Annotated in this window: 22 protein-coding genes; 6 read left to right on the forward strand and 16 right to left on the reverse strand. The window is 48.9% G+C overall.

What is annotated here, in order from left to right; genetic code table 11:
* Nucleotides 1-63: 63 nt before the first annotated feature.
* The 4 genes from prc to CF168_RS11845 all read right to left on the reverse strand — a co-directional run bounded on the left by prc (nt 64) and on the right by CF168_RS11845 (nt 3837).
* A complete protein-coding gene (prc, locus tag CF168_RS11830) occupies nt 64-2115 on the reverse strand; it encodes a carboxy terminal-processing peptidase (protein ID WP_167373626.1) in 2052 nt (683 codons plus the stop codon).
* 28 nt (nt 2116-2143) lie between these two features.
* Nucleotides 2144-2785: an RNA chaperone ProQ gene (gene proQ / locus CF168_RS11835; RefSeq protein WP_089067971.1), complete on the reverse strand. Its 642-nt coding sequence runs from the start codon at nt 2783-2785 to the stop codon at nt 2144-2146.
* Between the two features lie 278 nt (nt 2786-3063).
* Nucleotides 3064-3522 carry a GAF domain-containing protein gene (locus CF168_RS11840; RefSeq protein WP_011625985.1) on the reverse strand — a complete coding sequence of 153 codons (459 nt, stop codon included), beginning with the start codon at nt 3520-3522 and terminating at the stop codon, nt 3064-3066.
* A gap of 15 nt (nt 3523-3537) precedes the next feature.
* Nucleotides 3538-3837, reverse strand: coding sequence for a YebG family protein (locus tag CF168_RS11845; RefSeq protein ID WP_089067972.1), 300 nt, complete (start codon nt 3835-3837; stop codon nt 3538-3540).
* A gap of 205 nt (nt 3838-4042) precedes the next feature.
* On the opposite strand from CF168_RS11845, the gene CF168_RS11850 reads away from it, so the two are divergent.
* The 3 genes from CF168_RS11850 to CF168_RS11860 are packed head-to-tail and all read left to right on the forward strand — an operon-like array spanning nt 4043 to nt 7920.
* Nucleotides 4043-4678, forward strand: a complete 636-nt coding sequence (locus tag CF168_RS11850; protein WP_086903596.1) for a paraquat-inducible protein A — start codon at nt 4043-4045, stop codon at nt 4676-4678.
* A 1-nt stretch (nt 4679) separates the two neighbouring features.
* Complete coding sequence (locus CF168_RS11855; RefSeq protein ID WP_011622444.1) at nt 4680-5297, forward strand: paraquat-inducible protein A; 618 nt, start codon at nt 4680-4682, stop codon at nt 5295-5297.
* Nucleotides 5284-7920, forward strand: a complete 2637-nt coding sequence (locus CF168_RS11860) for a PqiB family protein (protein ID WP_089067973.1) — start codon at nt 5284-5286, stop codon at nt 7918-7920. Before CF168_RS11855 ends, CF168_RS11860 begins: the two co-directional genes overlap by 14 nt.
* Before the next feature lie 179 nt (nt 7921-8099).
* Here CF168_RS11860 and CF168_RS11865 read toward each other — a convergent pair whose 3' ends face one another.
* Nucleotides 8100-9326 carry a nucleoside recognition domain-containing protein gene (locus tag CF168_RS11865; protein WP_089067974.1) on the reverse strand — a complete coding sequence of 409 codons (1227 nt, stop codon included), beginning with the start codon at nt 9324-9326 and terminating at the stop codon, nt 8100-8102.
* A 145-nt stretch (nt 9327-9471) separates the two neighbouring features.
* Here CF168_RS11865 and rsmF point away from each other — a divergent pair, with 145 nt between their 5' ends.
* Entirely contained in the window at nt 9472-10920 is a 1449-nt protein-coding gene (gene rsmF, locus CF168_RS11870) for a 16S rRNA (cytosine(1407)-C(5))-methyltransferase RsmF (RefSeq protein WP_089068963.1), read from the forward strand.
* 321 nt (nt 10921-11241) lie between these two features.
* On the opposite strand, the gene CF168_RS11875 is transcribed toward rsmF, so the two are convergent.
* The 9 genes from CF168_RS11875 to apbC form a co-directional block, all read right to left on the reverse strand.
* Nucleotides 11242-12030, reverse strand: a complete 789-nt coding sequence (locus tag CF168_RS11875) for a TatD family hydrolase (protein ID WP_089068964.1) — start codon at nt 12028-12030, stop codon at nt 11242-11244.
* A gap of 361 nt (nt 12031-12391) precedes the next feature.
* Complete coding sequence (locus CF168_RS11880) at nt 12392-12718, reverse strand: PilZ domain-containing protein (RefSeq protein WP_011622439.1); 327 nt, start codon at nt 12716-12718, stop codon at nt 12392-12394.
* 6 nt (nt 12719-12724) lie between these two features.
* Complete coding sequence (holB, locus tag CF168_RS11885) at nt 12725-13681, reverse strand: DNA polymerase III subunit delta' (protein WP_089067975.1); 957 nt, start codon at nt 13679-13681, stop codon at nt 12725-12727.
* Nucleotides 13675-14304: a dTMP kinase gene (gene tmk, locus CF168_RS11890; RefSeq protein WP_011622437.1), complete on the reverse strand. Its 630-nt coding sequence runs from the start codon at nt 14302-14304 to the stop codon at nt 13675-13677. The genes holB and tmk overlap by 7 nt, the downstream gene beginning before the upstream one ends.
* The gene (gene mltG / locus CF168_RS11895) at nt 14301-15311 is read right to left on the reverse strand and encodes an endolytic transglycosylase MltG (RefSeq protein WP_089067976.1); all 1011 of its coding nucleotides are present in this window, start codon (nt 15309-15311) and stop codon (nt 14301-14303) included. The genes tmk and mltG overlap by 4 nt, the downstream gene beginning before the upstream one ends.
* Nucleotides 15308-16117, reverse strand: coding sequence for an aminodeoxychorismate lyase (pabC, locus tag CF168_RS11900; RefSeq protein WP_089067977.1), 810 nt, complete (start codon nt 16115-16117; stop codon nt 15308-15310). Before pabC ends, mltG begins: the two co-directional genes overlap by 4 nt.
* 5 nt (nt 16118-16122) lie before the next feature.
* Complete coding sequence (gene dcd / locus CF168_RS11905; protein ID WP_055648412.1) at nt 16123-16704, reverse strand: dCTP deaminase; 582 nt, start codon at nt 16702-16704, stop codon at nt 16123-16125.
* Nucleotides 16705-16733: 29 nt separating this feature from the next.
* Nucleotides 16734-17372, reverse strand: coding sequence for a uridine kinase (gene udk, locus CF168_RS11910; RefSeq protein ID WP_089067978.1), 639 nt, complete (start codon nt 17370-17372; stop codon nt 16734-16736).
* An 11-nt stretch (nt 17373-17383) separates the two neighbouring features.
* On the reverse strand, nt 17384-18499 hold the full coding sequence (apbC, locus tag CF168_RS11915; protein ID WP_089067979.1) for an iron-sulfur cluster carrier protein ApbC: 1116 nt from the start codon (nt 18497-18499) through the stop codon (nt 17384-17386).
* Between the two features lie 160 nt (nt 18500-18659).
* On the opposite strand from apbC, the gene metG reads away from it, so the two are divergent.
* Entirely contained in the window at nt 18660-20690 is a 2031-nt protein-coding gene (metG, locus tag CF168_RS11920) for a methionine--tRNA ligase (RefSeq protein ID WP_089067980.1), read from the forward strand.
* A gap of 294 nt (nt 20691-20984) precedes the next feature.
* A complete protein-coding gene (locus CF168_RS11925; protein ID WP_089067981.1) occupies nt 20985-21941 on the forward strand; it encodes an AEC family transporter in 957 nt (318 codons plus the stop codon).
* Between the two features lie 109 nt (nt 21942-22050).
* Here the strand turns inward: CF168_RS11925 and CF168_RS11930 are convergent, their stop codons facing one another.
* Together CF168_RS11930 and CF168_RS11935 are read right to left on the reverse strand one after the other, a co-directional pair.
* A complete protein-coding gene (locus CF168_RS11930; protein ID WP_089067982.1) occupies nt 22051-22803 on the reverse strand; it encodes a Nif3-like dinuclear metal center hexameric protein in 753 nt (250 codons plus the stop codon).
* A 60-nt stretch (nt 22804-22863) separates the two neighbouring features.
* Complete coding sequence (locus tag CF168_RS11935) at nt 22864-23334, reverse strand: glycine zipper 2TM domain-containing protein (protein ID WP_069455124.1); 471 nt, start codon at nt 23332-23334, stop codon at nt 22864-22866.

Raw genomic sequence — 23334 nt, forward strand, 5'->3', positions numbered from 1 at the left:
TCTAAATAAGAAAAACGCGCCATAAGCGCGTTTTAAGATACGGTAAACAGGCGCAATAACCGCCTATTTAGTGCCAGCGTTAGCCAGCTTTTTTGCATCCGCCATATCGAAGGTGATATAGGCCGTTTCGTCTAAGAAGGCATCCGGTGCTTCAATGTCGTCTTTGTCTTTAATGTCTTCCATCGATTTAACCGCGGCTAAACCATGGGCAACACGACGCTCGTTGGTTCTATCGAGTACTTTCTTCTCATCGGCTTCACGCGAGGCAATGCGCTCACTTTCAACTAAGGAGACTGTTTTCTCTTTATGATGCTTTTTAAAGTCGGCAATATCTTGATTGATATAGTTAAACTCGACATTGTTCTGAATACGGGCAAGGTGCTTTTTATCTAAACTCGCCACCAACTCAGGGGTGATATCGTTTAGGGTGCCGTATTGCGCCATTGGCACTTTGTCCCAAGGTAAAGCATTCTTCTCTTCCGCTTCACCGTATTCACCAGGCTCTAACGCACTTGGGTAAGCAATGTTCGGGGTTACGCCTTTGAGCTGAGTGCTGCCACCGTTGATACGGTAGAACTTCTGGATCGTGTACTGCACGTGGCCAATCGGCTTCTCGTACATGTCGTAGATTCGACCAAGGCTCTTATGCTGCTGCACAGTGCCTTTACCAAAGCTTGACTCACCAACAATCAGCGCACGGTCGTAATCTTGTAACGCGGCGGCAAAAATTTCCGAAGCTGATGCACTGTAACGGTCAACCATAATGGTTAACGGGCCAGCGTAGGTTGTCTTGCCATCGTTATCACGGTGGGCAGACACTCGACCATCGGCGTCACGCACTTGCACCACAGGGCCCATATCGATAAAGAGTCCCGTCAGTAACACGGCTTCGGTCAACGCACCGCCGCCGTTACCACGTAAGTCGATGACGACGCCTTCAACCTTGGCTTCGTTTAACTTCACCAATTCTTTTTCGACGTCCTGGGATAAATTCATATAGAAACCAGGAATTTGAATCACACCCACTTTACGGTTGGCGTATTCACCGTCTTTTGGCTCGATGATCTTTGAGGTTGCGGCACGGTCTTCTAAACGGATTTTGTCGCGCACTAAGGTCAGATTAAACGGCTTAGCGTTAGAGCCACCCTTCTTAGGTAAAATCTGTAATACGACTTTACTGCCCTTCGGCCCTTTGATCAGATCGACCACATCGTCTAATCGCCAGCCGATTACATCAACAATCTCACCGCCTTCTTGGCCGACGCCGACGATCTTATCTTCAGGCGACAGTTTTTCACTGCTGGCCGCAGGACCGCCTGCAATCAAGCTCTTGATGACAGTGTAATCGTCTTCGAGCTGTAACTGCGCACCAATCCCCTCGAGGCTTAAGTTCATTTCCATTTGGAAACGTTCCGCATTACGGGGAGATAAATAGCTAGTATGTGGCTCGATGCTACGGGAGAACGCATTCATCACCGCTTGGAACACATCTTCGCTATTGGTCTGAGTCAGTCGCTTGATGGCGTTGTTATAACGCTTTTGCAGAATATCAACGATTTCAGGCCATTTCTTGCCAGTGAGTTTCAGATTCAGCGCATCGTATTTAACACGTTGACGCCATAACTCGTTGATCTCGTCTTGATCTTTTGGCCAAGCAACATCTTCTCTATCGTATTCGTAGGCATCACCCGGAACGGTGAAATCCATCTCTTTGTCGAGCAGAGAGAGTGCGTATACAAAACCTTCGTAGCGACGTTTCTGAACCAAATCAAACATCTTATAAGCAGGCTCGAGTTCACCCGAGCTCAGCATATCGTCAAACTGATTAACGTAAGGTTTGAAGCTGTCGACATCGGCTTGCGTCAGCACATTACGACGGTAGTCGAGTTGTTGCAGGTAGCGGTCAAAAATCTGAGCAGAAAACGCATCATCTAATGCAAATCTATGATAGTGGGAACGAGTGTATAAATCCGTCACTCGCTTACTCGCCACTTTATGCTGCGCTTCCTGCTTGAGAGTGGGTAACTCGCTGATTTGAATCGTAGGGGGGACAGCCCAAGCCGAGAATCCGACAAAAACAGTGGCAATGGATGTAGCCAAAGTGAGTTTTCGCATCAACAAGTTACTCCGTTTGATTAAATGATTACAGCAGGATATGTTCCGCTTTCACTTTTACCGTTAAGCCGCTATCTAGCTGAACATGAATGTCCTCTTTGTTAATGTCGGTGATCACGCCGGCTACTGGCGTCACCCCTAACTTAACATTGACACGTTGCTTCTTCGCTAAATCGGTCAATTGAGCTTGAACTAAGTTAACAGCAGGCTCTGCCTTAGGTGCTGCTTTTGCTGGGCGCTCAGTCTTGCGTGCTGGCACGGCAACTTTCTTAGGGGCTTTCTTCGCAGGGGCTTTACCCGCAGGCGCCGCTTTTGGTGCTTGAGCTGCACGCTTAGCTTTTGCTTTATCTTGGCTTTCTTTCAACATCGCTTGAGCATGATCGATATGCTCTTGCTCTAACTCACCGCATGGCTGACCATCAAGATCCACACGCTGTGCACCGGCTTTTACCGATTTCAGGTAGCGCCAGCTGCTGGTGTAGCGTCTTAAGGCAACTCGCAGTTGAGTTTTACTGACTTTAGAATCATCAGCCAACCTTTCAGCCAAATCTTGAAACAATCCGATTTTTAATGGCTTAGTTTCACCTTCAGCAATAAAGCACAAAGGAAATGTTTCATACAAATACGCCAAAATTGCGTTGGTGTCGGTCAACTTATCTGTTGATTCCATCATTACTTCCACAGTTAAAAAGGGACATCGAATCCGAGGTGATAAAAATCAGCTTCTTACGAGTCGTTTATCTTGGTTAAGCTCACATATGAGCCAAAGTACAAATTAGCATTCTCGCCGAGTTAACTAAAGTTAAAAAATATAAGTTAACAATTTTTCACGGCTGAACCTATCAGGCTTATTTCGGCAGTGCTCAAAATAAGCCTTATCAGTGCATGCGCTATTATAAGGCGCACGCCACCGATTGCGACTATGAATTATGCGTTATTGTACGCAAATTAAGCAAATAGGCAGTTTTCGAAGCTTTTTACCAATAATTCCAAGCCCTTTTGGTCTTCTTCATCGAAGCGGTCAAAAATAGGACTATCGATATCCAGCACGGCCACAACCTTACCATCGGCGCGCACTGGGATAACAATTTCAGAATTACTGGCTGAATCGCAGGCGATATGACCATCAAATTGATGCACATCGGCGACGCGCTGCGTCTGATTGGTTTGCGCGGCGGTACCGCACACGCCCTTACCCATTGGAATACGGGTACAGGCCACTTTACCTTGGAAAGGACCCAACACCAGCTGTTCGCCACGCATCACGTAAAAACCCACCCAGTTCAATTCGGTTAGGTTATCGTTTAGCAAAGCAGAAAAGTTAGCCATGGCAGCCACTAAATCATCCTCGCCCTCGAGTAAGGCCAGCGCTTGACGATTCAGTGACTCATAAAATTGCGGTTTCATAGACTTCCTAAAAAATTATTCGGCAGCGTCGTCCTTCTTAGGCGCTTTTTTCGCTGCATTTTGTTTTGATGGCGTACTATTAACTTGAACCACGCCTTTAAGCAAGTTTGTCAGCTCATCTTTATTGTTAGCAAAATAGAATGCGAGCTGTTCGCTCACGGTTTCATCAATTCCGAGCTGCGCTTTTTGAATAAATGGAATGAGGTTATCGGCGATGTCGAGCATCTTATCGTAGGCGTCAGCCTCCTTTTTCGATGTAAATGTCATCTTCTCCACCCCTTCTCTTACCACGACAAACTGTGTAATAACTGCCATGACTGCCCTCGCACTGTTTTTATATACAGTAATCAGGATGACATAAAGTGAACTAGTGATGCAAGTGTTCTGATTATTCTGGTATTATAAGTACGCTTTTCGTTGTCGAGATGGGTCAAGCAATGTGCTATCTCACCCTGTAATATGGTTTTATTGCGGATTATTTGCTCTCTCAATGGCTTTGGGGCTAATTTAATATTTTTATATGCATGAAAATACAGCAGAAAACTCTGTAATCCTCTGTCGTTCCTGCGACTTAGCCGTTCGAAAGCGCGCCTTACCTACGGGTGTTAGGGCGTTATGCCCGCGCTGCAGCACCGCACTTTATGACACACCATACTGCTCGGTAAACGGCATGTTAGCGCTATGTATTACCGCGCTGGTGTTCTATTTCCCCGCCAATTTTTTCCCGGTACTCGAAATCCACTTTTTGGGTAGCATTCGTACCACTACAGTTTTTCAGGGTGCCTTTGCGGTGTTCGACCAAGGTTATTGGGTCGTGGGATTAGCCGTGCTTGCCGCCGCCGTGATTGGTCCGGGATTGTTGATCCTGTCGATCCTTAGTCAGATTTTGATCGTCAAATGGGGACTTGGCAGTCCATTTTGGCGTCGCAGCCTCAAACAGTTATTAAAGCTGCAAGGGCTGCTATCCCAGCTCACCATGCTGGAGATTTATGTGATTAGCTTTTTGGTGTCATCATTTCAGTTATCTGATTTCTCGGATATTTACTTCGGTATGGGCACCTTCTGCTTCACCATGCTTTTTTTAGTCACCCTGTTTTTGCAGCGTGAATACGATATTGAGCATATGTGGAGTCTTCTCATGCAGGAGCGACACTAAGATGCAGCAACAGGGAAAAGACTTAGGCCTGTGCTTGTGCAGGGTGTGCCGGCAGCTCAATAGCAGTGATAATAGCCACTGCAGCCGCTGCGAGGCCGAGCTCCATGTCCGTGATCACAGCAGTTTACAAAAAAGTTGGGCGCTGCTGATCACCGCCGCCATTTTGTTGGTTCCCGCCAACCTCTACCCTATTACAATGCTCACCAATCAGGGGCAAGTGCGCCACGATACGATTTTTTCGGGGATTATCCATTTAGTGCATTCGGATATGTTGCCCATCGCCATTATTGTATTTATTGCCAGTATTTTAGTGCCTTGGGTGAAAATTATCGGTTTGGCCACTTACCTCTGTGCCATCAGTTTTAATCTGCCAATTTCGAAAAAGAAACTCATGGTGGGATTTCATGTGATTGAGTGGATTGGCCGCTGGTCAATGCTCGATTTGTTTGTGATCTCCTTAACGGTTGCCCTCGTCAATATGGGGCAATTACTCGATGCAAAGCCTGCACCTGCGGCCACGGCGTTTGCATTGGTGATTTTACTGACTCAACTTGCCGCAAAAGTTTTAGACACTCGTTTACTCTGGGATCGATTGGAACCTCAAGATGACACAAATTGAATCGCCAAAAGTTGTGAAGAAAAAACTCTTTTCGCCGATTTGGCTGCTCCCGATAGTAGCGCTCGCGCTCGGCGCATGGCTGGGCATTAAGAGCATCAAAGAATCGGGCATTGAAATTCAGATCCACTTCCCCAGTGCCACGGGGATCGATGTGGGCAAAACCTTAGTCAAATATCAAGGTCTTACTGTCGGTAAGGTAAAAGACATTGGTATCGATGAAGATCTTAAGGGCGTAAACGTCAAAGTCATGATGGACTATCGCGCTAAGCCTTTCTTAAATAAAGAAACCCTCTTTTGGTTAGTCACCCCAAAAGCCAGCATCACGGGCGTTGAAGGCTTAGATGCGCTGTTTTCGGGTAACTATATCGCGATTCAACCCGGTAAAGGCAATGCCGCCACTTTCTTCGAGGCTGAGCGTCAACCGCCACCTATGCAGGTGGGCTCAGAAGGGGTAATGATTGAACTGACAGCCGATAAACTCGGCTCGTTAGACGTGGGCTCGCCTGTGTTCTTTCGCCAGATCCCTGTCGGCAGCGTGGTCAGCTATCGTTTAGACGGCAATGCCAGAGTCATTATCAGCGCCTTTATCCAAGAGCAATATGCGCGTTTAGTGAAGAAAAACTCTCACTTTTGGAACGTTTCCGGCGTGAAAGTCGACGCCAGTTTAGCGGGCATAAAAGTCAACACTGAGAGCTTAGCTTCCATTCTGGCGGGCGGCGTGAGTTTCAGCTCCGATGATAAGGCACCTGCGGCACAAAATGGTGACAGTTTTGCCCTCTATGATTCCGAAACCAGCGCCCTTGGTGGAATTGAAGTGAGCCTGACCATGAACGATGGCAACGCGATTGATAAAGGCACTCGCATTGTGTATCGCGGCATCACCATTGGTACTCTGCAGAGCAAACAACTCACCGCAACCGGCGTGACTGCGGTGGCAAAATTTGAGCCTGAATATGCCAACCTGTTAACCAGTGACGGACTGTTTTGGCTTGAAGGCGCGGATATTTCGCTCTCTGGGATCAAAAACCCCGAGCGTTTACTCACGGGAAGCGTGATTAACTTTTTACCCGGCACCAATGCCAATACGGCGCTGCCAAGCAGTTTTGCCCTGCAAGAAACGGCGCCGGATCTACTTAAGGCCAAAAAACGTCAGCTCACTATCACCTCAACTGAAAACATGGGCCTCACCGCAGGTGCTGAAGTGCGTTACAAGCAGCTACCTATCGGTCAGGTGCTGGCGGTGAAATTAACCAAAGATCTGTCGGCCGTCGAATATCAACTCGAGCTGCAGCCTGAGTTTGCCAGCTTAGTTCGCAGTGATAGCTATTTTATCCCCGAGTCGGCGCTGAGTATCGATGCCTCACTCGATGGGGTGTCGGTGAAAACCCGCGATATGGCGACCCTCACCAAAGGGGCTGTAAGTCTTATCCCAGGAAGCAGCGACACACCGCTTGCGGCAAATACTCGTCTGTCACTCTTTAGCTCAATGGATGAAGCAAAACAGTTTTTTGCTCGGCAACAACGTCTGTACTTTACCCTCACCAGCGTAGATGGCGCCGATGTCAGCCAAGGCTCACCGATTTACTATAAAAAAATGCAAATCGGTAATGTGGAGTCGGTCAACTGGCAGAGTAAAACCGAAGACTTTGCCATTAAAATCGCTATCGATAAGCAGTTCCAACCCTTAGTGCAAAAACCTAAAGTGTTTTGGCGTAATAGTGCCGTGGATGTCAGTGCCAGTCTTGCGGGTATTGATGTCGCCGTCGCGCCACTCCAGGGCGCGTTAAAAGGCAGCATCAGCTTAGGTTTGTTAGATAGTTCAACGACTGAGCCTAATGCGACACTTAAACTATACGAAAGCAAACAGCTCGCCTTAGCGCAGGCTCAAGCCATCAAACTCACCTTACCCGCCTCAGCGAAATTGGCTGCCAAAGCCGCCATTCGTTACCAAGGCCATCAGGTGGGTGAAGTGACACAAGTGAAGCTCAATGCCGACTTAGCCACTCTCACGGCCACCGCCTATCTTTACGGCGACTATGCCGAGCACTTCAGCCGCAGTGATACTGAGTATCATATGGTTGATGCGCAAATCTCCTTAGCGGGGATCAAATCGCCAGAAACCTTAATCACTGGGCCTTATATTGGTGTGTTACCGGGTAAGAGCAACCAAAAGGCGAGTCAATTCCAGGCTAAATTGGTTGAGAGCAGCTATGCCAACGTGGCCGAAGATGCGCTTAAGTTTACCTTAGAAGATAGCAACCTTGGCTCGATGAAAGTCGGCACGCCCATCTTCTTCCGTGGCATTAAAGTCGGCCAAATCGATGGTTATAGCCTCTCGTCTCAAGGCAACAGTGTGTTAATGCAAGCACATATTGAACCGCAGTACAGTCATTTAGTGAATCAGAGCAGCCAGTTCTGGGACGCTTCGGGCATCAAAGTCGATGTGGGAATTTTCTCTGGTGCACAAATTGAAGCCGGTTCGCTCGAAACCCTATTAGCGGGCGGGATTAATGTCGCGACTAAGGAAACGACGCAAGCAGGTAATCGCTTAAACCAAGGCACTGTGATCCCGTTGCAACACAAAGCCCAGAGCGAATGGCAGGAATGGGCTCCAGCCCAGTAGCTAAAGCCCTGAAGCGAGGCACTGCTACGCCGATGCTCTTTACCAGCAAGATAACAAGGTAAAAGCACTCGGTATCATTTAATAATCAGGCGCATTAGAGCGGATCTAATGCGCCTGATTTTTACCTGCTAAAAGCGACTGTTTGCATCGCTATCAATCACCCTTTCGTCATCATATCCTTAGCCATAGAACCAATAACAGACCGCAATCGCGGCGCAGATCCCTGCAAAATCGGCCGTTAAACCACAGGCGAGCGCATGACGCCCGTGACGGATCCCAACAGAGCCAAAGTAAACTGCCAGCACATAGAAAGTTGTTTCAGTACTCCCTTGGAAAATCGCCGCCAAGCGCCCCGCAAAGGAGTCCACACCATGGTGCGCCATGGTTTCGAGCATCATAGCCCGCGCGCCCGAACCGCTAAAAGGCTTCATTAATGCGGTTGGCATTGCATCGACAAAGCGGGTATCAAACCCGAAAAGACTCACGCCACTGGCAATTAGTTGCAGCAGGTAATCCAAGGCGCCCGACGCCCTGAGTAAGCCAATCGCCAGCAGCATGGCTAACAGATACGGGATCAGTTGAATCGATTGGTTAAACCCCGCCTTAGCGCCTTCGATAAACTCATCATAAATCGCCACTTTTCTCACGCCCGCCACCAGCACAAAACTGAAGACTAACAGTAGCAATACCCCGTTGCCCAAGGCGGTCGACACTGTGCCAATGGCGTCTGCGGTTAAGGTCATCAAATAAAAACCACTGGCGACTAATGCCGACAGCAGTACTGCGCCATATCCGAGCACCACGGCATTGAACAGTGAAAGCCGCTGCACAACAGCGACGATCAGAAGCCCCGCTAAGGTTGAGGCTGACGTGGCGAGCAGAATGGGTAAAAATATGTCTGCAGGTGCAGCGGCGCCCTGCTGGGCACGATACAAAAACACAGTGACAGGAACTAAAGTCACCGAGGAGGTATTGAGCACTAAAAATAGAATTTGTGCATTGGTTGCGACGGTTTTGACCGGATTAAGACTCTGCAAATCCTGCATTGCCTTAAGCCCCAATGGCGTGGCTGCATTATCAAGTCCAAACACGTTGGCCGTTAAGTTCATCGTCATACTGCCAAATGCGGGGTGTCCCTTGGGCACTTCGGGCATCAAGCGGCGCAGCAGCGGCTCAAACACAAAGGCAATCGCCCCAACAACGCCTGCCTTTTCACCAATTCGCATTAATCCCATCCACAGGGACAAAACGCCCACTAAGCCTAGGGCGATTTCAGCAGCGAGTTTAGCGCTAGCAAACATGGCCTCTACCGCGTTGGCAAGCACCTCGATATGCCCATTGAAAAGCTGTACCGCCATCGCCAGCAGCGATGTGAGGAAAAACACTAACCACACCCGATTTAGCACTCTGCCGCTTCCTTATTTTATCCATGCTTTGTGTTTATGTTGCTGTGATAACCGGTTTTTGATGGCAAAAGCCAAGGGAGAAAATCCCAGCCTAGTAAGGGATTATGATATACTTGCCGCAGTTGATACACAGCCTAATCCCGTTATGGTTCAATTAAATCAAAATTTTATCAATACTATTGCCCAAGAACTGCCCGCCCATCTCTCAATGGATGACTTTATCGCGGCCTGTTCAAGACCACTACGCCGCTCGATTCGCGTCAACACCTTAAAGATCAGCAGTGAAGACTTTAAGCAGTTAATGCAGCCTAAGGGATGGACCTTTGAACCCATTCCTTGGTGTGAGGATGGTTTCTGGATAAGCTACGATGAAGAAGAGCAGCTCGGCAATGCCCTAGAACATATTCAGGGATTGTTCTATATCCAAGAAGCCAGCTCCATGTTGCCCCCCGCAGCGCTATTTACCCCAAATGCGGATTGGCAATGTGTATTAGATTTAGCTTCGGCGCCGGGCTCTAAAACCACGCAAATGGCAGCGTTAATGAATAATCAAGGCTTATTAGTCGCCAATGAATATTCCGCTAGCCGCGTCAAAGTACTCCATGCCAATGTGCTGCGCATGGGCGCCAGTCACTGCGCCCTGACCCACTTCGATGGACGGGTATTTGGTGAGTATCTGTATGAAAGTTTTGATGCGGTATTGATTGATGCCCCCTGCGGCGGTGAAGGCACAGTCCGTAAAGATGCGGACGCGTTAAAATCTTGGTCACTCGATGAGGTGCTCGAAATTAGCGAAACCCAAAAGGCATTAATCGAATCTGCATTTTTGGCGTTAAAACCGGGTGGCAGTTTGGTGTATTCCACTTGCACCCTTAATCGGCACGAAAACCAAGGCGTGTGCGAATATTTACAGCAAACCTATGGCGATGCGGTGCAATTTGAATCCTTAAGCCAACTGTTTGATGGCGCCGAAAAAGCCACTACGCCAGAAGGCTTTTTGCACGTTTGGCCGCAAATTTACGACAGTGAAGGTTTTTTTGTCGCTAAGTTGACTAAAACCCGCTCTGTGCCGCGCCTGCAACCTGAGCCTAAATTGCAAAAGAATTTCCCCTTTACGGAGGCAAGTGTCAAACAAGCCAAAGCCATTCAAGCCTATTTTGCCGATGATTTGGGTATCGAACTGCCCGATGATCTCATTATGGTGCGCGACGATGAGTTTTGGCTATTTCCCCATGAATTTAGAGATTTTATTGGCAAAATGCGCTTTCAGCGGATTGGGGTTAAGCTTGCCGATCACAGTAAACATGGCTTTAAAGTCCGTCATGAAGCCATTATCGCACTTGCGGGAAAAGCACTTACCGCAGGGACGGCAAACGGCGCTAAAGTTGTCGACGTTAGCGATGAGCAAGCGAAAGAGTATTTGATGGGACGAGATATTCCCCTCGATATGGCTGGCAAGGCTCAAGGTGAAGTGATTGTCTGTTATGGCGGCGCGCCCTTAGGCATGGCTAAACATTTAGGCAATAAATTAAAAAACAGCCTGCCCAGAGACTTAGTAAAAGATAAAGTGTTATTGCTACCACCGCAGGCATAATGGTTATAAATCGACCATTTTTTAGCGAGAAATAACCTAAAAAAGGGGATAGAGAAAGTGTCACTCACACTAAACTCAACTACACTGAGTCTATTGTAAAGCGCACTGCATGGCGCTTTCATCTGTAGCGCACGGCTCTTCAACGAGCCATTCCCCTAGGCCCAAACAGTTGGAATCGTTTTGGGCCTTTTTTTATGGGCTTACGCCTAATCGAGTTTAGCTTTTATTTATGGAGCAAACTTCATCGACTAGCCTAGCACTTTACTCACAACGCGTAAGTAAAAGCTTAGCCTTTGCGGACTCAACCAAGTGTTACACGTCTTATCGGCCGATTAAACGGGCCGCATCCTTAAACAAGTTAAAGAAGTTCTCACTGGTGTACTCGGCAAGATCTTCGTAACGTTCTGCGCGCAGTTCTGCCACAAACTCGGCCACATCACGCACATAAGCAGGTTGATTCTCCTGTCCACGGTGTGGAATAGGCGCAAGATAAGGCGAATCGGTTTCCACCAATAAACGCTCTTTAGGCACTTTGCGGATCACGGTTCTTAACTCACCGGCATTTTTAAAGGTCACAATGCCAGAAACGGAAATATAAAAACCTAAATCAATCGCCGCCTTGGCCATTTCCCAGTTTTCCGTAAAGCAATGCAACACGCCACCGACTTTGTCCGCCTGCCCCGCTTTGAGCATGTTGATGGTGTCTTCACGGGCATCACGGGTATGCACAATCAGCGGCTTATTGACTTCAACCGCCAAGGCTATTTGTTGCTCAAAACACTGTTGTTGCAGGGCTTTAGTTTCATCGGCATAAAAATAATCTAAGCCGGTTTCACCAATAGCCACCACTTTCGGATCCGTCGCAAAACGGCGAATTTGCTCAACATCGAGGCCGTCTTTCACATCCAGCGGATGCACGCCCGAAGATAAAAACACTTGCTCGAAAGCAGCAACCTTGTCACGCATCGACTCGAATCCCTGCTGGCGCACATTGACACAGAGCATATAGTCGACACCGCGCGCCTTAGCGTTAGCGAGAATGAGTTCTAAGGTTTGTTGATCGGGCGCCGCTTTCAGGCGATCGAGATGGCAATGTGAATCGATAAGCACAGCAATTTCCACACAGAAACAAAAAAGGAGCACAAGGATACTCAGCGATGGGATCGAGGTCAAATTCCGCTTAGGCATCACTCAGCACTAAATAACCTGAGCTCGGGATAAGTAGAGTCGCTGAATAGGCATCTTTTCGGGCCTCTCTGCGTTGCTCTGTCTAACCATAGCTCGCTATGGCGTACGACAGAGCGCCTTGATATGCGCAAAAATCTGCACATTCAGTCAAAAAAGATTTAAACTTTTAAAAAAACAATAAGTTACGGCGTTTGCGTGGATTGTTAAATTTAGATTTTCGACACTCGTTACCCCGAGTTCAGGTTAAATACTCAGTGTAGGCCCTAGCTAAGCACAATAGAAATTACATAGTGCAAGTTAAGTCGCCCGAAGCGAGCTCTCGGGATAACAGTTTTTCGATATGGTGTTTATGGCTGTCGGGATCTGAAACGATTTTAATCCCAATCCCCACGGGGCGGCCGCCCGATGCGCCCAGCGGATTAATCCACACAACCACGCCACGGAACTCGTTTGAGGTGGTCGCGCCGGGTAAACGATAGGCGATGGTTAACGTCTCACCGAGGTAATGGGTTTCCCCGGTGGCGACAAACAGCCCTGCCGGTTTGATAAACGGCATATAGGCGCGGTAAAGCTGATGTAAGGTATCAAAATTTACGACAAGATCGACCATGGCATGTTACTTATTTGTTATTTCTCTATATTCTAAGACATAACTTTGACACAAGCCTAAATAATTGACACTCGGCATTGCACTTAAGCTATGACACATTCCCATGATTTTCGCCGCCAAGTTCCCTATTTGCGCTTGCACAAACGCATCTTGGTCGCCGTACTTCAATAAAATTTGTCTCAGGAGTAAGTATAAAACCTTAAGAGCATCAATGATTTGTTGTTCACTTATCGTTAACAAACTAGCACACAGATGGCCTGACGACAAACTTTGCGCCCAATCTTTGCGAAAACCTAACAAAGTTTGATAGCGACTCGGTTGTGTCCCATCTGTTTGCAAACTTTCGGCCAACTTTAATGGGCCGCCAACCACACTTAAACACCAAGTCACATCCTCTTGGATCTGACAGTGCTGAATTAACCAGTTTTTGATCAACATCTTAGACGGCGCCACAAAGGGAAGCCGTTGGCAGCGACTGCTGATCGTTGCCATTAAACGCGCGGGCGTATCGGAATGTAATAGCAGTAAAGTGTCTTTGCCCGGCTCTTCGAGCGTCTTGAGTAACGCATTCGCGGAGGCTGAGTTCAGGCGCTCGCTGTGGTGAATGATGGCGACACGCCGACCACTCTGCTGGGCGGTTGCACTCAGGCGAGTACACAGCTCACGGATTTGGTCGACTTTAATTTGATGACCATCGGCCTCAATTTGATAAAAATCGGGGTGATTACCCGCATCAAATAACTGGCAGGACTTACAAAAACCGCATCCGCCCGCAGGAGTGGGTTGTGAACACATGGCGGCGCGCGCCATAAACACACTCAAGAGTTCACCGCCATAGGCGGAATCGATACCCACGAGTTGCGCGTGGGGGACTTTTTGAGTTTGTAACTGGGTTAAAAACGCCTGTCTTGGCGCATCGAGCCAAGGCAGGGTTAATACATCAAATCCGCTTTGCGTTACCATGCCATCGCCTGTAACACGGCCAGAATATCTTTATGCACTTCGGCCATGGTTTGGCTGGCATCGATGACGACAATCTGCTCATCTTCGCTGGCAAGCTTGAGGTAAGTTGCGCGCGCCCGTTCAAAAAAGTCGATGGCTTGTTGCTCGATTCTATCAAGCTCGCCCCGCTTTGCTGCGCGCTGCAGCCCAAGCTTAGGATCAAGGTCAAGATAGAGGGTTAAATCGGGTTTAAAGCCTTTGAGCGTCGCGTTACTCACGGCTTCGACTAAGGGCATTAAGCCGCGTCCACCGCCTTGGTAAGCTAAGGACGACAAATTATGCCTATCCCCTAACACCCACTTGCCTTCTGCCAGCGCAGGTTTGATCACATTGGCGACGAGCTGAGCTCTGGCGGCGTAGATCAATAAACATTCGGACTCATCACACAGAGGATCGCTTGGGTCGGCAATTTTCACTAAGTCACGAATACGCTCGGCCAGCGGCGTACCGCCTGGCTCGCGGGTGCAAACAGGTGCGAGGCCGGTGTGCTTTTCAATAAAATCGCGAATAAGGGCAATCGCACTCGATTTGCCTGCGCCTTCTAGTCCTTCAACAACGATGAATTTGGCGGATGCTTGGGTCATTTTTTCTTTCTCTGATAAATATCGACGGCGCGGTTATGCTCTTCCAAGGTGGTCGAAAACACATGGGTGCCATCGTTGCGCGACACAAAATACAAATAACTGACCTTGGCAGGCTTAGACACCGCCTGCAATGAGGCCTTACTCGGCGCAGCAATCGGCGTAGGCGGTAAACCGAAAATCCGGTAAGTGTTAAAGGGGGTCTCTTCGACGAGATCTTTACGGGTGATATTGCCTTTAAATCTGTCCCCCATGCCATAAATGACCGTGGGATCGGTTTGCAGCTTCATCCCCAAGTTGAGTCGATTGATAAAGACGCCGGCGATTTGATCGCGCTCGAAGGCTTGGCCAGTTTCTTTCTCAACGATCGATGCCAAGATCAGCATCTGGTAGGGCGATTTGAGTGGTAAACCGGGCACACGCTCCGCCCATGCTTTGGCAAGCTCCTGCTCCATCATCTTATAACTTTGGGTGAGCAGCGTCTTAGCATCGCTATCGGCGGTGTAATGGTAAGTATCGGGGAAGAATTTACCTTCGGGCAGCGCCGAATCGTCGCCCTGCTCCATCAAAACCGCACTAAAGACTTCGGGAGACAACTGTAAGTGCGGCGCACTCGCGAGTTGTTGTTCCCACTCGGCAATGGTTTTGCCTTCGACTAAGGTCAGGCTGAAGGTTTTCACCTTACCATTCACTAAATCGTTGAGTAAGTCGGCAATCGACTGCGAAGGAGACATCTCGTAAAGACCGGTACGGATCTTCGCCAGCTCTGGGCGCAATCTCAGTAACCATTTGAGTTTCCATTTGTCTTGGATAACACCATCGGTTTCTAACTGCTGGGCCAACTGGTGCACGCTAGTGCCACGGGCAATGGTTAATTCTTTGGCTTCGGTTAGCACTAAGGGGGCTTGGCTGTAATCAATAATCGTTCGATAGCCCCAATAACCAACCAAACAAGCTAAGGTCAGCAAGGTCAACAAAGTAGAACTTGCGATCAGAATGATTTTTTTCATAGTGAGAGTGAAAGTGTTTGTCTAAGATCTGCTGTCAAAGGAGAAGGAGTAAAAGTGTGCGAGTCAATCGCCAGCACATCCACTACGCCTAAGACGCTGTTAGTGATAAATGCCGAGTCAAACTCCACTAAACGCTCGGCGCCAAACGGCAAACAATCGATATTCATCTGCTGTGCAAGTAAGGCTAACATAACTTGCTCGCGCATCACACCCGCGACGCCGCAGCGTTCCAACGACGGGGTAATCACTTGATTGCCTTTGACAAAAAAGATATTCGCCATCGAAGACTCGATCACCTGCCCAGTGCAATCCAGCACTAACCAATCATCAAATCCCTGTGGTAAGGGCTGGGATTTGATCAACACTTGCTCGAGGCGATTAAGGTGCTTTATGCCCGCCAATAAAGGTTGATGACCTAATTGGACCGCTGACGTAGCAAGGCGAATGCCCTGTTGCTGCCACAAAGCATATTGGGCAGGAATAGGATGAACTGAGACGACTTCAGTGACTTGAACCTGCTCTGGCGGCGCATAGCCACGGCCACCCACGCCCCGTGTGAGCATCAATTTAATACAGTGCTGCGGGTATTGCTTGGCGAGAGTATCGAGTTGTTGACTTAGGGTTTGACTCATTTGCCAGTCAAACCCTAGCCGCGCAGCGCCTGCCGTAAGACGGGCTTGGTGCTGCTCAAAAAACAAAATGCCATGCGCATCGGTTCGCATCGTGGCAAATAGGCCATCACCATAGGCAAGCCCTCTGTCCATGGGAGCAATGCTTGCCTGTGATACCCCATTAACCCAAATCAAGGGTATTAGTCCTGACTGATACGGCTGGCGACCGCATCTTGCTGATCTTTATATTTCGCGTTTTTACGCTTGTTGTAAGGACGCGCCACTGGGCCACTTAAACGTTCAAAGTTTAACGCACCAATAGTCATCCGTGGACGCAGCGCCAAAGGCAACTTACCACTGTTATAAAACTCGAGCACGATTTTACCCTGCCAACCCGGATCAATTCGGTGCGCAGTGACGTGCACCATCAGGCCTAAACGCGCCAGTGAAGAGCGGCCATCGAGCCAACCGACGATATCAGCTGGCAGTGTCACGCTTTCATAGGTCACGGCAAGCGCCAATTCACCGGGATGGAGGAAGAAGGCTTCGCCGTCAGGGATTTCGATGATTTCGCTCATCACCCGATCAAGCGCCGCCTGCACTTCCGTACTCGGACCACTCAGGTCGATAAAAGGCGCGGTATGATCTTTAAAGACGCGAAATTGCCCCCCTAATCGCACATCGACACTCACACCAGAAATCGCATCGTTGCTTGGGCGAGGTTCAATCACAATCGTGCCGTTATCAAGGGCCTGTTCAATTTCGATATCGGTTAAGCGCATCTTGCCTTTTACTCCCTGAGTTTTAGTCGTTATTTTGCCAGTAGATGTTGAATACGAGTCTTCAAAATATCGGTCGCGATGCGGTTTTTACCGCCGCGAGGCACGATAATATCAGCGTATTGTTTTGAAGGTTCAATAAATTGCAGGAACATAGGACGCACTGTTTTCTTGTACTGTGAAATCACCGATTCCATTGTACGGCCACGCTCGGCCACGTCGCGGGTTAAGCGGCGCAGGAAGCAAATGTCCAGCGGCGTATCCATAAACACGCTCGCATCCATCAATTCACGCAATTTAGGGTCTGTTAACAGCAGGATGCCTTCTAAAATGATCACTTTTTTCGGCGTCATTTTTACGGTTTCGGCCATACGCGTATGTTCGGTATAGCTATAGCAAGGAATATCAACAGCTTCGCCAGACTTTAGCAACTGCAAGTGCGTGCATAGCAGCTGATGGTCTAACGCTTTGGGATGGTCGTAGTTTGTTAACACACGCTCATCCATGGATAAATGAGTCTGATCGCGGTAGTACGCGTCTTCGTTAATTACCCCAATCTGATCTGTGCCTAAATCGCGGCGAAGTTCGTCAAAAATCGTCTTGGCAATTAAACTCTTGCCCGATGCTGACGCGCCAGCAATTGCAATAATGACACACTGCTGAGAATTCATACCCTTAAACCTTACTCGTCATCTGATACGCTAATAGAAACTGTTTTTTGGCTCTGTTTGAGAGCCAATTCGGCGCCCACTTTACGGGCAATTTCCCGATAAAGTGCCGCCACTTCACTGTCAGGCTCGGCCACAACCGATGGCGCCCCCACATCCATGGCTTCACGGATATTGATGTGCAGCGGTAAGGCGCCTAACAATGGAACTTGATAACGCTCGGCCATTTTACTGCCACCGTGCGTACCAAATGGGTGTTCTTTATGACCACACTCGGGGCATAAATGGAAACTCATATTCTCAACAATCCCAAGGACGGGGATATTCACCTTCTGGAACATGGTGATGCCTTTCTTGGCATCGGCCAGTGCGATGTCCTGCGGGGTAGTCACGATCACAGCGCCACTGACAGGCACTTTTTGCGACAGGGTCAATTGAATGTCGCCAGTCCCCGGCGGCATGTCGACCACCAGATAATCGAGTTCAGGCCACTGGGTTTCATTGAGCAGCTGCGCAAGCGCGCCCGCCGCCATAGGACCACGCCATACTGCGGCTTCATCACCACTTAACATAAAACCAATTGATTGAGCTGCAATACCGTGGGCACTGGCGGCGCTCATGTGTTTACCATCAAGGGAAACGGGTCTGAAGTTGGGGATCCCAAGCATTAATGGGACGGAAGGACCATAAATATCGGCATCTAAAATACCGACCTGGGCACCTTCGGCAGCCAAAGCTAAGGCAAGGTTAACCGCCGTGGTCGATTTACCCACACCGCCTTTGCCGGACGCGACGGCAATCACTTGCTTCACATTGGCAATCGGTGCAATAGAGGCAATCGCCGAATACACTTTTGGTTGGAAATCGATTTCACACTCAACTTCGTCGATGGCATCCAGCACCGCGAGTTTGTTGGTGATGGCCATGACAGTATCACGATATTGCGTCATGCAAGGGTATGGATAGACTAAGCCAAGCTGCAAACGCTTACCTTCAATCGCCAATTTATTCACGCATCCTGCGCTCACTAACCCCTTCGCTAAATACGGGTCGATATATGCATCGAGAATGGCCAGAACGGGCCCGAGAAGATCGTCACTTAAACGATAATCAGTTTGAGTTGAAGACAAAAGAATTACCCCCACCAATAAATTTGCCCAAGTGTACCAGATAATGACAAAAACATTAGCGCAGTTTTAACCCAATCGACTCAGGTTTTGATGAAAATCATCCTGTAATCGGTTAGTATCTCTACCATTATTTTTGGCCCACCACGATATTTGAGACAAGATGGCAACTTCACAACGTAAAATTCTCGTGACCAGCGCACTTCCCTACGCGAACGGACCGATTCATTTAGGTCACATGCTGGAATACATCCAGACGGATATCTGGTCGCGTTATCAAAAGCTTCGTGGACATGAGTGCCACTATATTTGTGCCGATGACGCCCACGGCACACCGATTATGCTCAAGGCGCAACAATTAGGCATGGCGCCTGAAGAAATGATCGCGCAAGTCAACAAAGAGCATCAGCAGGATTTCGCCGATTTTAATATCGCCTTCGATAATTATCACAGCACCCACAGTGAAGAAAACCGCGTGCTGGCGAGCGATATTTACTTAAAACTGCGTGCTAACGGCTATATCAAGAGCAAGAGCATTTCGCAATTATTTGACCCTGAAAAGTCGATGTTCCTGCCAGACCGCTTCGTAAAAGGCACCTGTCCTAAGTGTAAATCACCGGATCAATACGGCGACAACTGCGATGCCTGCGGCGCAACTTACAGCCCAACTGAGCTGATTAATCCTAAGTCGGCCGTCTCTGGCGCGACGCCAGTGATGAAGGACACCGAGCACTTCTTCTTCGACTTACCCGCTTTCGAAGACATGCTCAAAGAGTGGACTCGTTCGGGTGCACTGCAAACCGAAATGGCCAACAAACTCGATGAATGGTTCGAACAGGGTCTGCAGCAATGGGACATCACCCGCGATGCACCTTACTTTGGTTTTGAGATCCCAGATGCACCGGGCAAATACTTCTACGTATGGTTAGATGCGCCTATCGGCTACATGGGCTCATTCAAAAACCTCTGTGACAAACGCCCAGAGCTGAGTTTTGACGAATTTTGGGCTAAGGATTCTAAGGCCGAAGTTTACCACTTTATCGGTAAAGACATCGTTTACTTCCACAGCCTGTTCTGGCCCGCCATGCTCCATGGCTCGGGCTACCGTCAACCTAACAGCGTCTACGCCCACGGTTATGTGACAGTGAACGGCGCTAAGATGTCTAAATCTAAGGGTACCTTTATTAAGGCGCGCACCTATTTAGACCACTTAGATCCTGAATACTTACGCTACTACTACGCCGCCAAGCTGAGCAGCCGTATCGACGATCTCGACCTGAATTTAGAAGACTTCGTTCAGCGCGTAAACTCAGACTTAGTGGGCAAACTCGTTAACCTAGCGTCTCGTACTGCAGGCTTTATCACTAAGCGTTTCGATGGCAAGTTGGCCAAGATAGCCGACACCACGCTCACGGATGCGTTTTTAGCTAAGCAAGAGCAAATCGCCGAGTTTTATGAAACCCGCGAATACGGTAAAGCGATGCGCGAAATCATGGCACTAGCCGATATCGCCAACGGTTTTGTCGCCGATGCGGCGCCTTGGCAGTTAGTGAAGCAAGACGATCAACAGGAAGCCGCGCACCAAGTGTGCTCGAACGCCCTGAACCTGTTCCGTATTCTGGTCACTTACTTAAAACCTGTGTTGCCACGTTTAGCGCTGGATGTTGAAGCCTTCTTCCAACAGACTTTAACTTGGGATAGCTTAGGCCAAGATATGGCGGGACACGAAATTGCACCATTCAAAGCCATGATGCAACGCGTTGAATTAGAAAAGGTTAACGCTATGGTGGCCGACTCTAAAGAAAACCTGCAAGCCACGAGCGAGCCTGAAGCGCCTAAGGGCCCATTGGCGAGCGATCCGATTAGCGACACCATCAACTATGAAGATTTCGCTAAAATCGATCTGCGTATTGCGCGTATCGTTAAAGCCGAGCATGTAGCCGAAGCCGACAAACTGTTAAAACTGCAATTGGATATCGGCGGCGAAACCCGTCAGGTATTTGCGGGCATTAAATCGGCCTACTCGCCTGAAGATCTCGAAGGTAAGTTGACTGTGATGGTCGCCAACCTTGCACCACGTAAGATGCGTTTTGGCATGTCAGAAGGCATGGTACTGGCAGCAGGCCCTGGTGGTAGCGATTTGTGGATTTTAGAACCCCATGAAGGCGCACAGCCTGGCATGCGTGTGAAGTAAACACGAGTCAAGCTACTGCTAAACCGACATAAGGCCGCATTAAATGCGGCCTTATTTGTTGGTAAAAACATCCCTTTACGCTTTTTCTGGTAGCCTAACCGAATGCGCTCTCGACAAGCGGCTTACAGTGGGACACTATCGCGCCTGTGGCTAAGCGTTAATTGCGAGGCCGCAATCACTAAGCTGTCCTGGCTGAGCTGTAATCGGTGTTGGAATCGCTGTTGTAATAGCTTTTGTAATAGCTAAGCCGCACTGTGTCGCGGCAACGCACTATGGAATTTTCGAGGAGAAGTTATGGGCAATATCATTGAGCAGTTGTTGTTTTCTGCTTCAATAACCGGTCCCATCTGTTTAATGTTAGCCTTAGGCGTGATGCTTAAACGCACCCAAGTGATCGATGAGCACTTTATTGATGTCGCCTCTAAGCTGGTTTTTAATGTCACCCTGCCCGCGCTGTTGTTTCTCAGCATCATTAGCTCGCACCACGATCTTGCCGCCAGTGCGCCGTTAATCGGTTATGGCTTAGTAGCCAACTTATTGTTTTTTATTCTCTCGACCTACGCGACGAAACGATTTTTCCCCGAGCCGAAGGATCAGGGCGTCATCATTCAAGGGGGATTTAGAGCCAATACCGCCATTATCGGCCTAGCCTATGTCTCTAATGCCTATGGCGAATCGGGTGTTGCTTTAGCAGCCGTTTATGTGGCATCCATGACACTGCTCTACAATATCCAAGCCGTGATTTGTTTAAGCCCGCGGGGAGAAGAATCGAGCCGCCGCGCCTTTGCGGTGATCATTAAAACCATCACCAAAAACCCGCTGATCATTGCCATTATGCTCGGCATGCTGTTTTATCTGCTGGCGATCCCGGTTCCTAAAATGGTCCTCGATGCCGGACAATACTTTGCCAATATGACGCTCCCCTTAGCACTGCTGTGCACTGGCGGCTCACTGGATATTGGCTCGCTCAGACATGAAAAATATTCCACTTGGTTCTCGACCGCCTTAAAACTGATCTTTGCGCCACTGTTCATCACCCTAGGAGCCTTAATACTTGGCTATCGCGGTGTGGAATTAGCCTTAGTGTTTTTGATGAGCGCCGCGCCCACGGCGGCCGCAAGTTATGTGATGGCGCGGGCCATGGGGGGAAATGCTACCCTAGCGGCCAATATTATCGCCCTCACCACAGTTTGCTCACTGCTCACCTGCACCTTAGGCATTTTTATCCTATCGACCCTGGGGCTTATTTAAACTAAGGCTTATTCAAACTGAGGCTGACTTAAATTTAGGGGTAATTTACATAAGACAAAGGCGAGCATGGCTCGCCTTTTGTTTGCAAGATGTCGATAAGGCAACGCCATTAGACAGGGTTAGCGATATCCACAAAATGGTGCACTAAATTAAATTCGCGGGCGAGATGGCGCCCCAGTGCCTCAATACCAAAACGCTCGGTCGCATGGTGACCCGCAGCATAATAGTGAATACCCTGCTCCACCGCGCTGTGGAACGTCCGCTCGGACACTTCGCCACTGATGAACGCATCGACCCCAAGGCTTGCGGCAATATCGATATAATCCTGAGCGCCACCGGTACACCAAGCTAAGTGCTGGATTTCATCCGAACTTTCACCAATATGCAGTGGCGTTCTGCCAAGTACATCACCTAAGGTCGCGGCAAATTCACTGGCACTAACAGGTAAATCCAGTTTGCCACGCCACACGAGCCCCTGCGCCACATCTTCAACCGCTTCGGCATCGAGGATCCCAAGTTGACGGCCAAGTGTGGCATTGTTACCCAACATAGGATGAGCATCTAAGGGCAAGTGATAACCAAACAGGTTGATATCATGGGCGAGTAAGGCTTTGATCCGCCGCTGCTTCATGCCGGTGATCACCTCTGGTTCACTCTTCCAGAAAAAACCATGGTGAACCAAAATCGCATCGGCTTTGAGGCGAATCGCTTCATCGATTAACGCTTGGCACGCCGTCACACCTGTCACTATGGTGCGGATCTCTGTTTTCCCTTCAACCTGTAACCCATTCGGGGCGTAATCTTTAAAGGCCGATACGCGCAAAAAATCGGCTAAATATTGGGTTAGTTCTGTCCGTGTCATTCCATCACCGTTTACACTTTTTTATTGATTATAGGCAGTTACGCTTAAGTTCGTACTGTATCACATGGCTAAATCAACGCGAACCCCACCTTGCAGGTACACCACACGTACCCTATCCCCCGCATTGAATACCATGCCAGGATCATAATCTTGGATCACCATGACTTGCGTGCCATCTTCCTGAGTGATCATCAGCTCCACTAGCTTAAGTGATTGTACTGTGGTGCCACTGCCATAGCGATTACCAACACCAGCGCCAATCAAGGCCCCCAATACGGTCGCGATATCTTGGCCTGAGCCGCCACCAAATTGATGGCCAATCACCCCGCCCGCTAAGGCGCCGCCAAAGGTTTTCCAACCTTGGTTTCTGTCTTCAATCAATTGGGTTTCGGTGATATTGCGTACCGAGTTGATATCGCCATAGAGGACTTTTTCGACCGGCACAGCCTGATTACGATCGTAGCCTGCTTGCACGGGAGAAATCACTAAAGCACAAATAAACATAAAGCTCGCTAGTGTAGGTTTCCACAT

Source organism: Shewanella bicestrii (genome assembly GCF_002216875.1).
Taxonomy (GTDB): Bacteria; Pseudomonadota; Gammaproteobacteria; order Enterobacterales; family Shewanellaceae; genus Shewanella; species Shewanella seohaensis.